The organism is Roseofilum sp., assembly GCF_982964205.1.
This window is the reverse complement of sequence record NZ_CEZBFX010000139.1, coordinates 1-11,679: the sequence shown is the minus strand read 5'-3', so window position 1 is coordinate 11,679 and position 11,679 is coordinate 1. Positions and strand designations below refer to the sequence as shown.

The window sequence follows — 11,679 nt, the reverse complement described above, 5'->3', positions numbered from 1 at the left end:
TTCCATTCGCAATGACTGATCTCTAATGATACTGTACTCCGTTACAGCGCAAAGTACTGTAATGCCATCAATGACTTGAAATGCTCGAATAAACTCCCGGTCGTTTAATTGTTTTATGCTTGGCATAACAACTATTGCAAAAGCCAATAGAAATCCAGCGACCAGAGAACACAAAAATGTAGCGACAAGCAATATAATTGGGAAAAGACCTTCTATTGGCATGGAAAACACTCCTACACTTCGTGCTGGTAATTATAGCAGTGAATCAGTTGGTTAGGAGTTAGATTGGAGTTTAAGGCACTCTAGCAATAGAAAATATTCTAAGTGAATAGACCAAAGACGATCGAGATGATGATGAAGTTAAAGTGCAACTTGTTTTTGATACAATTCACGATTATTATCAGTGGATGAATATAGGTTGGCAAGGGTTGAAGTGAATTGATGCTGCATTATTCATATTGATATTAAGAAGGGTAAAATTTTGATTCATAAAAACCTCACTGAACTTAATCCGGCTCAAGATTTGGTAGACATGGGTATACCGCGAGAAGACATTTATAATTGAACCTGGAAAGTGACAGAAAACGATCGCCCAACCTTAATCGATACTTCGTCCATTAAACACTTGGGGGGATTCTCTTTTGGCTGGAGGGGCAACGCTGGCTTGTCGTTGTTGTTGCTGGTCTTTTTGAAAGTAATTTTGCCACTCTTGAGGTGCGTTGAGAGTCTCACCTCCATGACGGGTGAGGCGTTGGCGAATGCGACAGAGGACGGGAGTATTCACACAAGCTCCAGCGATAATAGCTTGACCTTTGGTGAGGGCAGGAAGTTCGTTGAGCAGGTCTCGTCCGGCTGCTTCTACTCCATGTTTGAGGCTGTCTTGGTCTACAGGGTTGATAATGCGGAGTAGAAATTGGCTCATGCATTGGGAGAGTACGTCGGAGTCGAGTTTACCGGGGCGTTGGGTAATCAGTCCGACTCCTAAACCAAATTTACGCCCTTCACTGAGGATGGTTCGCAGCATGGCTTTACAGCGTGAGGGTTCGTGGGCAGGGGCGAAGCGATGAGCTTCTTCGAGGAGAATGAAGACGGGGAAGGGAAGATAGTTGTCATCGTCGGGGAGGAGGTTTTGTTTTTGGGTGTTCATCCGCGCTTGATAGCTTTGGCGTAGAAGAGCGGCGCAGATGACTTGTTGTTCTTCTTGGGGGATTTCGTTCATTTGCAGAACGGTGACTTGACCGGGTTCAAAGAGGTTTTGGGGGGTGAGGTGTTTGTAGGCGTGGAAATGGGGCGATCGCTCTAACCGTTCGAGTTTCCATTCTAGAGCAGGTGCTGAGGTTCCGACTTTTTCGTTGCCTTCGTCGTCGGTTTGGCGATCGGCTTCAAAAACAGCCGCGATCAGGTCTTGGACATCCCAGCGATATTCAGAGTTTTTGTGTTTTTTGAGGATATTAAAGGCTTTGCTGAGGATGGACTGTTGGCGATCGCTCATAGTCGGCAACAGCATCAAAATATCGTAGTAATCCAAGGATGACAGGCGGATATGCACATCTTCTGGCAGCAGAATTTTCACCTGGGGACTATAGCCATCTTCGCCGTGAAAGGCGGAATACCCTTGTAAGTCCGCTAAAGTTCCATACTCTCCGTGGGGGTCGAAAATTAAGACGGGGGCGCGGTTGTGGGGGGCGAGAAATTCTTCAATCAGTACCCCAGCCGTATAGGATTTTCCGGAACCCGTGCCCGCGAGAATGGCTAAGTGGGTACTGACTAATTCTTTGACATCTAAAACGACGGGCACATTGCCTCCGGGACGCAGGAGAATCGATCCCATGTGGGCGCTACCCATTTCTCCTTGCTGTTTGCGGTTAATGATGGACTGCAAGAAGCGATCGCTCGCTAACATTACCTTTGCTCCTGGATCGGGAGACTGGCGAGGATTCAGAAAGCCTAAACTTCGGTGAAAATATCCAATTACGTCTACAGTCACCTCGTAGAGTTCGGGGTTTTTGTCCGTAAATCCGACTAAGGCAGCGATCGCCTCTGGGCTAGTTTCTGGGTCAGCAAATATGCGATCTGGAAAGTGATCGATAAGACTTATGTTAGAGATTTTGCCCAGAATTTTTTGATTCCGATCGCCTGAAATTAAAGAATAATAAACAAATTCTCCAATTTTCACTTGACGATTATTCGTTGTAATAAATACATATTGATTCCCTGTTTCGCCTGGGCCTTTGACCGTTCCAATTATTTGAGTTGAAGAGGTCACCGAGCGGATCTCAGGTGCAGTGTTTCGAGAGGGCAGGGAGTCTTGTACGCTGGTCATAGCCTAGCCTAGGTTTACTTCTTAAGAAAACATTAAAAGAGAACTAAGTTTGGGTGCAAGTTCTAATCAACCGCTTACGGTTTTAAGAAAGTTTGCGGAATTCTCGGATTTCTTACGGTAGAAGATTATTGTAACCTGGAGTTGAGATTTCTCCAGAAGAAATTCGAGTCAATGGATTCAAAGATTGGAGCGAGTTTCAACCATTTGATTTCCACTATTGGAGTCTCTACTTGAATGGAAGCTAAATACTTCCTCCTTTTTTAACTGAACTATTCACGAATCTGGGGGTACAGGACTGATGGAACTGAAGGCTTTGAAAACTAACAATACTACAGATTCAACTTGTACCCTTCCCGTTGACTTAGCCAATTATAAACTAGGCTACACTGATATTGTCTCTCCAGAATGGAATCATAAGATGGAAAATGATAACGTAAATTTGGAGAGTGTATCCCTAGAGAAGGGTTGTTCTGTTGCCCCAAATCCTCAAACCCTACGTCAATTTCAAGTGTTAGTGGCAGAGCGCACCGCTCAACTCGAATTAAGCCTAAAGGTGCAAGCGAAACTCTATGAACAAACTCGCCGCCAGGTTGAAGAACTCCGCCATCTGAATGAACTGAAGGATGAATTCTTAAGTACCATTAGTCATGAACTGCGGACTCCTTTAACCAGTATGAGCTTGGCAATCCGGATGTTGCGTCAACCGGAAATTTCACCCGATCGTCAACAAAAATATCTGGAGATTTTGGAGAGCCAATGTCAACAGGAAATTCATCTGATCGATGACTTATTAACATTGCAAGAATTAGAAGAGCAGACAATTGAGATGGAGGGTCAAACTATTGATGTGCAAGATTTCATGGAGACGACAACCGCAGGATTTGAAACTCGATGGAGTCATAAGCAGTTGAAACTCAACCTAGAAATCGCTCCAGAATCGACCAATCTAGAGACAGAGCCAGATAGCCTCAAGCGCATTCTAGCAGAGTTGCTTGCTAATGCGGGCAAATTCTCCGATGCTCAAAGTCAAGTTAGGATCTCTGTACAACCCGATCGCGCAGATGGGAGAGATGGAGTAGCTGTGGAGATCGCCAATCGAGGTATGGGCATTCAGAATACTGAATTAGCGGAGATTTTCCACAAATTCCGTCGCGGAACTGGAGTTACGGATCGGGCGATCGCCGGAACGGGCTTAGGTCTAGCCCTCGTGAAGGCTTTGGTGGAACAATTAGGAGGAACCATTAACGTCAGTAGTGAGCCTCTCGCCTCTGGATCGGCTTGGGAAACCTGTTTTACCCTTCTCCTCCCCCAGAGTGATAGCGTTTCCCACGAGGAAATAGGCAATAGGGAATAGGTTAGAGTAGCTAAGAAGTCAGAATTTAAGGAACGTAACGGGTAATTCCCAGAATGCTCAAAATTAGTCAACCTCGATCGCGGCGCTGGCAAAAACTCACCTATTCTCCCATCATTCGCCAAATTCAAGTGTTTATGGCGGCGACTCGCTTCATCGCTCTGTTACTCTGGGATCGTTGGCGTGGGGGGGCTTCTTCCGCTCTCAAACGCAAACGGGCGAGGGGTTTAGTACAAACCCTACTCAAACTAGGGCCGACATTTATTAAAATTGGTCAATCTCTCTCCACTAGGGCAGATCTCTTACCCGTCGAATATGTAGAAGCATTGGAACAACTGCAAGATCGAGTTCCAGCCTTTGACGTGGACGAGGCGATCGCCATTATCGAACTAGAACTAGGCGCATCCGTAGGCGCAATCTTCCGCAATTTTGATCCCCTACCCCTCGCTGCTGCCAGTTTAGGGCAAGTCCATCGCGCCATCCTCCACACCCAAGAAGAAGTCGTGATTAAAGTTCAACGTCCCGGCTTAAGAGCCTTATTTGATGTGGATGCTAAAGCCATCTATCGAGGCATCCAAGTCACTGAATTCCTCTTCGCTTGGACGCGCAAATATGAACTACGAACTATCTATGGTGAATTTTTCCGCATTCTTTATCAAGAAATTGACTATAAACAAGAAGCCTTAAATGCAGACCGTTTTCGGCATAACTTTGTCAACCATCCCGATATTCTCGTCCCCCAGATTTATTGGCGCTATACCACAAACAAGGTCTTAACCATCGAATATTTACCGGGTATTAAAGTGGACAATCGAGAAGCCTTGATCGCTTGCGGTTTAGACCCTCAGAAAATCAACCAAGTGGGCATTTGCTGCTATCTCAAGCAACTGCTCTTAGATGGTTTTTTCCAAGCTGATCCCCATCCTGGTAATTTAGCTGTTACCTCTAAAGGGCAACTTATTTTCTATGATTTTGGCATGATGGGGGAAATTAAATCTTTAGCCAAAGACCAGATGATCCGCAATTTCTTTGCTGTCTTACGCAAGGATACCGACGAAGTCGTGGAGACATTAATCAATATGGGTTTAATTGAACCCATGAAAGATATGACTCCTGTGCGTCGCTTGATTACATTTTTGTTGGATCGGTTTACGGAACGACCTGTAAATTTCCGCGAGTTTACCTTAATTAAAGATGAACTTTATGCTATGTTTGAAGAGCAGCCGTTTCGCTTACCCGCAGAAATGACGTTTGTGTTAAAGGCTTTAACCACCTTAGATGGCATTGCCCGTATTTTAGACCCCGAATATAATTTTGCTACTTCTTCTCAACCCTTTGTTCGGGAAGTAGCCGCAGGGAAGGGGACAGGGTATTTAGTCGGGGAAACCCTGCGACAGGTGAAGTTATGGGTGCAGTCCCCTTTTCAAAAACCAACGGTTACCGATCGCTTCTTGGCACAGTTAGGGAAACGGATGGATACGGGAGACTTAGCGTTTTCCGTCAAAGCGAAAGAGAGCGATCGCCTTTTAGAGTCTTTGAGCTTAGGAGTGCAAAGTGTACTCTATCTCTGTGGTGCTGGGTTTACCTTGATTTCCAGCACGATTCTGTTTGTGGGACAATTTTTCGGATGGGCGATTGCCCTACTCTGTGGATCGGGTTTGTTTAGCTTCTTCTGTATGCGATCGATCTTCCGCCTTTCCCTACGCAACCGCCTGAACCGTATTTCTTAACCCACATTTAAAAGCTTCACCTCTCTGCCTATCCCCCTACCTCCTCGCCCACAAGCGTTACTGGATAGGATTTGGCAACCCTACAACATGAGTGCAGGAGAAGGAGGTGGGAGAAGGCAAACATCAATTCAACTTCAACTTAATCGTTATTGGCTTCCTTTCCTGTAAATTGATCGATTAACCAGGAAACCAAAGATAATACAACTGACCCAAACACGGCTGGCCAAAAACCGGCTATTGTAAATCCAGGAGTAAAATAGCCGACTAACGAAAGGGAAATGGCGTTAACCACCAGTAAGAACAAGCCTAAACTGAGAATAGTTAACGGCAACGTCAAAATCGTCAAAATGGGCTTAACAATAGCATTAACCAACCCCATAACGATCGCTCCAACAGCCGCTGCTTGCCAACTGGAGATCGCCAAACCGGGGACAATATAGGCAGTTATCGCCAAGGCGATCGCCGCTAAAGCCCAAGTGAGAAAAAAGCTAATCATAATCTCAAACCTCTAAAGTTTGGACTCGCGTTCAATAATACCACCTCTGAAACAGTTGTCCTTGCGATCTATCAAGCCAATCTTAATTGATACCAGAAACGCTATACTCATCGTTAAGCATAATTCTCTTCAAAGCTGGGGTTAGTTCTCCCATGATCGATCCGTTATCTGGTGTTTTATTGCCCGTTTTAATTAATCTTGTTACCGGACGTGCCGATGCGAAGGTATTGGCTCCTGGTTTAGATCGGCAGATTGAACGGTTGCAACAGCACCAAATTCCCCAGATCAGTTTTGCACCGATGTACTGAAACAGGGAAAGAGTCCCCAGAGCGGGGGTAAGCGTTTGGCGATTATTGGCGAACCAGGTTCAGGGAAAACGACACGGTTACAAGCCATTTCCCGGTGGATTTTGAACAACGATCTCGGTTTGCCCATTTGGGTATCTTTGCGGACGCTAGAGAGGTGCAGTATAGGGGAATATCTAGATACCCCTCTTTTGTCACTCTGCCGAAAGAGGGGTATTTTTCTGGGGAGCATGAAACAGCCCTGAGTTTAAAGCGGGTATCGTATCAGCATCTATCCTTGTTACAATGGCGAGTTGAAACCTCTTAATCTAAACCGTTATGCCGAGAACCCAGCGCAACGATAACTTTATTGATAAAAGCTTTACGGTGATGGCAGATATTATTTTGAAGATTCTGCCCACGAGCAATAAGTCGAAAACTGCCTTTGCCTATTATCGCGATGGGATGTCTGCCCAGGCTGATGGTGAGTATGCGGAGGCTTTGGATAATTATTATGAGGCGTTGAAGTTAGAGGAAGATGCTAACGATCGCAGCTACATCCTCTACAATGTCGGCTTGATCCATGCCAGTAACGGGGAGCATGACCAGGCGATCGACTATTATGAGCAAGCCTTGGATTTGAATGATAATATGCCCCAAGCCTTGAATAATATCGCAGTCATTTATCACTATAAAGGGGAACAGATCAAAGCCGAGGGTGATAATGAGAAAGCAGAAGCATTATTTGATATCGCCGCAGATTATTGGAACCGGGCGATTAAAATGGCTCCCAATAACTATATCGAAGCCCAAAACTGGTTGAAAAATACCGGGCGATCGCAAGGCGAAGTCTTTTTCTAAGTCTATTGTTTTCTGTCATCTTTCACAACCCTTATGCTCGACCAAGAACAAGTTCATAAAGTGGCCCATCTTGCCCGTTTAGCCCTGACTTCGGAAGAGGAAGCCCAGTTTAGTGGTGAACTGAGCCAGATTCTCGACTATGTGGAACAGCTCAATGAGTTGGACACCGAAGGCGTTCCCCCCACCACGCGGGCGATCGAATTAAGCAATATCACCCGCGATGATTTGCTGACTCCAGATGAGTTTCGAGAAGCGCTTTTAGACAATGCTCCCGATCGCGATGGGGACTTTTTTAAAGTTCCTCAAATTCTCAGTGAGTAAACTGCTGTTAGTTTCTCTATCATTGTGCATTAAATAAGGGGCTTAAGCCCCTTAGCTGTATTGCCGTATAAGTACTTTTAAAGTAAAAAGTGGTTACCCATTACCAGCACAAAGCGCTATAAAATTATGGTTAAAAACTTGTGGAATCCGGGCGAAGCTGCTCAATATACAACAGATTTAGAACAAAGAGTTTATACCTCGCGCTTATTAGGAAAAGACCCCTCCCTCGTCCTCCATGGAGGCGGTAATACCTCCGTAAAAGTCAAAGAAACGAACCTCTTTGGAGAAAAAGAAGACATTCTTTACGTCAAAGGGAGCGGATGGGATCTGGCCACCATTGAAGCCAAAGGATTTGCCCCGGTACGGATTCCTCACTTGCTGAAATTGGCACAACTAGAGCAGTTGTCCGACCCGCAAATGGTCAATGAACTGAAAACCCAGATGACCCGTGCCAACGCTCCTTCTCCGTCTGTAGAGGCGATTTTGCACGCTATCTTGCCCTACAAATACGTCGATCATACCCATGCGGATGCCATTGTTGCGGTTACAAATACAGCCAATGGCAGAGAGCGGATAGAAGAGATTTATGGCGATCGCCTGATCGTCATACCCTACGTCATGCCCGGATTTGACCTCGCGCGAGTCTGTGCCCGTCAATTTGCTCTAGAAGCAGGAGAGCATACCCTCGGCATGGTACTCATGAATCATGGTATCTTTTCCTTTGGAGCTACCGCCCAAGAATCCTATGAACGCATGATTGAGCTAGTCAGTCAAGCAGAAAGTTATCTACAAAAACAAGGGGCTATTACTTCTATTCCTGAACAGCCTCTGCCAGAACCTGCCCCCCTCAGTCAAACCCTAGCCCAACTGCGCCATACCCTTTCCAAAACCGCCCAATTTCCCATCATTCTCAGCACTCACCGCAACCCCAAAACCCTCAACTTTGCCCAACGAGACGATATTGGGCACATCTGCCAACGAGGCCCTGCAACCCCAGATCACGTCATTCGCACTAAACGCCTACCCCTGGTTGGGCAAGATATTCAAAGTTATGTGGAAGCCTATCAAGCCTATTTCCGCACCCACGCTACGCCAGATTTAACCATCCTCGACCCCATCCCCAGAGTCATTCTTGACCCAGAACTGGGTATGTGTACTGTAGGCAAAACCGTGAAACAAGCCCATATCATTGCTGACATTTACGACCATACCATCGACATTATCAGTACTAGCACGCAGCTAGGCGGCTATCAGGCACTCTCTGCCAAAGACATCTTTGCCGTCGAATACTGGGACTTAGAACAAGTGAAACTCCGCAAAGGTGGCAAATCTCCCCTGTTCACGGGTGAAATTGCCCTAGTCACTGGTGCAGCCTCTGGCATTGGCAAAGCCTGTGTAGACTCCCTGCTCAAGCGAGGAGCAGCCGTTATCGGTTTAGATATCGATACCAACATTGAAGCCCTCTATAACCGCGCCGACTTCCATGGCATCACCTGCGATGTTACCGACGAAACTGCCCTCACTGCCGCTCTAGAACAAGCTGTGCAACAGTTTGGTGGCTTAGATATGCTCATCCTCAACGCTGGCATTTTTCCCGGAGGATGCCCCATTGCCGACCTCGATACTAGCGCATGGCGCAAAGTGATGTCAGTCAATTTAGATGCCAATCTTGCCCTCTTACGCCAAGCCTATCCCTTGCTCAAACTCGCGCCTCAAGGCGGTCGAGTTGTGGTCATCGGCTCTAAAAATGTCCCCGCCCCCGGGCCTGGAGCCGCCGCCTATTCTGCTTCTAAAGCAGCTTTAAATCAACTCATGCGCGTTGCTGCATTAGAGTGGGGCAAAGACAAAATCCGCCTCAACACCCTCCATCCCAATGCCGTATTTGACACCGGTTTATGGACAGAAGATGTCCTCAATGCTCGCGCCGCCCATTATGGTTTAACCGTGGAAGAATATAAAACCAATAATGTTTTAAAAGTAGAAGTTGATAGCCATTCTGTCGCTGAACTTGCCGCCGAAATGTGCGGCCCCCTATTTGCAAAAACGACGGCTGCACAAGTCCCTGTTGATGGAGGTAATGACCGAGTGATTTAATGCCAAGACTGATTTCAGATATATTGATAAGTATTCGCAAAAGATAATCTAATCTCAAATCCTTTTGAAGCAGCAGTTGGTTGACACAGATCAAAAGAGCAGTTAAAGATCGAGATTTGACCTGTGTTTAAAGAAGGCGATCGCCAATCTTCAACCCCCCCATGACAAACACTCTGCATCAAAAACCCGGAGATGGATGGTCTCTAGACGAACGAAACCCCCAAGTCATTCAATCTTGGATGTCAGTTTGGGGCTGGTTTTATCAGTACTATTTTCGCGTACAAACCGAGGGTTGGCATCATATTCCCAGCGATGAACAAGTCCTGATCGTTGGCTCCCATAACGGCGGCTTAGTCTCTCCAGATATGGTCATGATGATTTATGATTGGTTTCGCCATTTTGGAACACAGCGCCTAGTTTACGGATTAATGCACCGCCATATTTGGGAACTCAATCCTGCTTTGGCCAAAGAAGCCGTGGCTGTTGGAGCCGTTCGAGCTAACCCGAAAATGGCGATCGCCGCCTTCCAAAAAGGGGCCAGTGTCCTCGTCTATCCCGGAGGAGCGCAAGACGTTTTTCGTCCCCATTCTCAACGGAATCAAATCCAATTCGCCGGCCGTAAAGGATTCATTAAACTGGCGCTGCGCCAAAACATCCCCATCATCCCCGCCATTTCCTATGGGGCCCATGATACCCTCATGGTTCTAGGCGATATTTATCCCCTGATGAAACAACTCCATGAATGGGGAATGCCTTGGGTTTATGACATCGATCCTGAAGTCTTCCCCATTTATCTTGGACTTCCCTGGGGAATTGCCTTTGGCCCCTTGCCCCATATTCCCCTACCCATTCAGATTCATACCCGCATTTGTCCACCCATCCGCTTCCCAACCTACGGACGCAAAGCAGCTAGCGATTTTGATTATGTTGAGTCCTGCTATCAGCAAGTTCTTAATACCATGCAAACCGAACTCGATCAACTCATCACCCACATCACCCCTTAACCCAACCACAACCCAAAATCGTCTCTATTGTTAACCCCATCATCAGCTTTTTGAGCAATTTTTCCTTCCTTAAATCAGTCAATCATAAACTTTTCATAAAAAATACATAATAATAAGCCAATTTCTAGTGATAAGATTGCCAATGAGTGCGCTTCGAGGGTTTGTCGTGATCCGTTCTGCGACTTTGGCAATTCAGCCAACGCTACCATCTGTCAATGAAAATAACCGCCTTCGGTTATTTGCTGGCTCTGCTAACTTATTCTTGGCTCAAGAAGTCGCCCGCTATTTAGGGGTGGATCTAGGGCCAATGGTTCGTAAACGGTTCGCTGATGGCGAACTTTATGTTCAAATTCAAGAGTCGATTCGCGGTTGCGATGTTTATTTGATTCAACCGTCAAGCTCTCCAGTCAACGACCATTTAATGGAGCTGTTGATCATGATAGATGCTTGTCGTCGAGCATCTGCCCGCCAAATTACAGCGGTTATCCCCTACTATGGTTACGCCAGGGCTGACCGTAAAACGGCTGGTCGTGAATCGATTACCGCTAAATTAGTGGCTAATTTAATTACCGAAGCTGGAGCCAGTCGTGTCTTAGCCATGGATTTGCATTCTGCTCAGATTCAAGGCTATTTTGATATTCCCTGTGACCATGTTTATGGTTCTCCCGTTTTAATTGATTATCTTTTAAGTAAGCAATTACCCGATCTAGTCGTAGTTTCTCCTGATGTCGGTGGAGTGGCGAGAGCGAGAGCATTTGCTAAAAAACTCAATGATGCGCCTTTAGCCATTATTGATAAGCGCCGTCAAGCTCACAATGTGGCTGAAGTACTCAATCTCATTGGAGACGTGGAAGGCAAAACTGCCGTATTAGTCGATGACATGGTTGATACTGCCGGAACCATTTCTGAAGGGGCGAGAATGCTGCGTGAAAAAGGCGCAAGACAAGTGTATGCTTGTGCTACCCATGCTGTTTTCTCCCATCCAGCCGTTGAGCGTCTTTCTAGTGGCGTATTTGAAGAGGTGATTGTTACGAATACGATTCAATTGCCTGAAGATAAGTACTTCCCTCAACTGCGGGTGTTATCTGTGGCTAATTTGGTTGGAGAAACCATTTGGCGTATCCATGAAGATAGTTCCGTTAGTAGCATGTTCCGATAAGTTATCAGAAAAATGGGTTGAAAACCCCGTCCTTTTAGGACGGCTTTTCTTGCTTT

12 protein-coding genes and 1 pseudogene are annotated in these 11,679 nt (G+C 46.2%); 10 read left to right on the top strand and 3 right to left on the bottom strand.

The genetic code is table 11. The features are described from left to right. Positions 1-222: pseudogene (locus AC3A14_RS21970) on the bottom strand (hypothetical protein); the annotation flags it as partial. A 143-nt stretch (positions 223-365) separates the two neighbouring features. Here AC3A14_RS21970 and AC3A14_RS21965 point away from each other — a divergent pair. Together AC3A14_RS21965 and AC3A14_RS21960 are read left to right on the top strand one after the other, a co-directional pair. Continuing rightward, the gene (locus AC3A14_RS21965; protein WP_413038742.1) at positions 366-437 is read left to right on the top strand and encodes a hypothetical protein; all 72 of its coding nucleotides are present in this window, start codon (positions 366-368) and stop codon (positions 435-437) included. A gap of 44 nt (positions 438-481) precedes the next feature. After that, the gene (locus tag AC3A14_RS21960) at positions 482-565 is read left to right on the top strand and encodes a hypothetical protein (protein WP_413038743.1); all 84 of its coding nucleotides are present in this window, start codon (positions 482-484) and stop codon (positions 563-565) included. A gap of 33 nt (positions 566-598) precedes the next feature. Here the strand turns inward: AC3A14_RS21960 and AC3A14_RS21955 are convergent, their stop codons facing one another. Next, the gene (locus AC3A14_RS21955) at positions 599-2,323 is read right to left on the bottom strand and encodes an ATP-binding protein (RefSeq protein WP_318735303.1); all 1,725 of its coding nucleotides are present in this window, start codon (positions 2,321-2,323) and stop codon (positions 599-601) included. Positions 2,324-2,636: 313 nt separating this feature from the next. On the opposite strand from AC3A14_RS21955, the gene AC3A14_RS21950 reads away from it, so the two are divergent. Together AC3A14_RS21950 and AC3A14_RS21945 are read left to right on the top strand one after the other, a co-directional pair. Then, positions 2,637-3,677 carry a sensor histidine kinase gene (locus AC3A14_RS21950; RefSeq protein ID WP_318735300.1) on the top strand — a complete coding sequence of 347 codons (1,041 nt, stop codon included), beginning with the start codon at positions 2,637-2,639 and terminating at the stop codon, positions 3,675-3,677. 53 nt (positions 3,678-3,730) lie between these two features. Beyond that, positions 3,731-5,404: an ABC1 kinase family protein gene (locus AC3A14_RS21945; RefSeq protein WP_318735297.1), complete on the top strand. Its 1,674-nt coding sequence runs from the start codon at positions 3,731-3,733 to the stop codon at positions 5,402-5,404. A 139-nt stretch (positions 5,405-5,543) separates the two neighbouring features. Here the strand turns inward: AC3A14_RS21945 and AC3A14_RS21940 are convergent, their stop codons facing one another. Then, positions 5,544-5,900, bottom strand: coding sequence for a phage holin family protein (locus tag AC3A14_RS21940; RefSeq protein ID WP_318698806.1), 357 nt, complete (start codon positions 5,898-5,900; stop codon positions 5,544-5,546). Between the two features lie 152 nt (positions 5,901-6,052). On the opposite strand from AC3A14_RS21940, the gene AC3A14_RS21935 reads away from it, so the two are divergent. The 6 genes from AC3A14_RS21935 (at position 6,053) to AC3A14_RS21910 (ending at position 11,623) form a co-directional block, all read left to right on the top strand. Then, positions 6,053-6,208: a hypothetical protein gene (locus AC3A14_RS21935; RefSeq protein ID WP_318698807.1), complete on the top strand. Its 156-nt coding sequence runs from the start codon at positions 6,053-6,055 to the stop codon at positions 6,206-6,208. 315 nt (positions 6,209-6,523) lie between these two features. Further along, on the top strand, positions 6,524-7,045 hold the full coding sequence (locus AC3A14_RS21930; RefSeq protein ID WP_271942564.1) for a photosystem I assembly protein Ycf3: 522 nt from the start codon (positions 6,524-6,526) through the stop codon (positions 7,043-7,045). A 33-nt stretch (positions 7,046-7,078) separates the two neighbouring features. Next, complete coding sequence (gene gatC / locus AC3A14_RS21925) at positions 7,079-7,366, top strand: Asp-tRNA(Asn)/Glu-tRNA(Gln) amidotransferase subunit GatC (protein WP_318698808.1); 288 nt, start codon at positions 7,079-7,081, stop codon at positions 7,364-7,366. A gap of 126 nt (positions 7,367-7,492) precedes the next feature. Beyond that, positions 7,493-9,460, top strand: coding sequence for a bifunctional aldolase/short-chain dehydrogenase (locus AC3A14_RS21920; RefSeq protein ID WP_318735294.1), 1,968 nt, complete (start codon positions 7,493-7,495; stop codon positions 9,458-9,460). Positions 9,461-9,621: 161 nt separating this feature from the next. Continuing rightward, entirely contained in the window at positions 9,622-10,464 is an 843-nt protein-coding gene (locus tag AC3A14_RS21915; RefSeq protein WP_318735292.1) for a lysophospholipid acyltransferase family protein, read from the top strand. A 142-nt stretch (positions 10,465-10,606) separates the two neighbouring features. Further along, on the top strand, positions 10,607-11,623 hold the full coding sequence (locus AC3A14_RS21910) for a ribose-phosphate pyrophosphokinase (RefSeq protein ID WP_318698811.1): 1,017 nt from the start codon (positions 10,607-10,609) through the stop codon (positions 11,621-11,623). Positions 11,624-11,679: the final 56 nt, after the last annotated feature.

Coding starts and splice junctions, on each gene's coding strand:
- AC3A14_RS21955 (WP_318735303.1), bottom strand. CDS start 2,323: ATGACCAGCGTACAAGACTCCCTGCCCTCTCGAAACACTGCACCTGAG.
- AC3A14_RS21945 (WP_318735297.1), top strand. CDS start 3,731: ATGCTCAAAATTAGTCAACCTCGATCGCGGCGCTGGCAAAAACTCACC.
- AC3A14_RS21940 (WP_318698806.1), bottom strand. CDS start 5,900: ATGATTAGCTTTTTTCTCACTTGGGCTTTAGCGGCGATCGCCTTGGCG.
- AC3A14_RS21935 (WP_318698807.1), top strand. CDS start 6,053: ATGATCGATCCGTTATCTGGTGTTTTATTGCCCGTTTTAATTAATCTT.
- AC3A14_RS21930 (WP_271942564.1), top strand. CDS start 6,524: ATGCCGAGAACCCAGCGCAACGATAACTTTATTGATAAAAGCTTTACG.
- gatC (WP_318698808.1), top strand. CDS start 7,079: ATGCTCGACCAAGAACAAGTTCATAAAGTGGCCCATCTTGCCCGTTTA.
- AC3A14_RS21920 (WP_318735294.1), top strand. CDS start 7,493: ATGGTTAAAAACTTGTGGAATCCGGGCGAAGCTGCTCAATATACAACA.
- AC3A14_RS21915 (WP_318735292.1), top strand. CDS start 9,622: ATGACAAACACTCTGCATCAAAAACCCGGAGATGGATGGTCTCTAGAC.
- AC3A14_RS21910 (WP_318698811.1), top strand. CDS start 10,607: ATGAGTGCGCTTCGAGGGTTTGTCGTGATCCGTTCTGCGACTTTGGCA.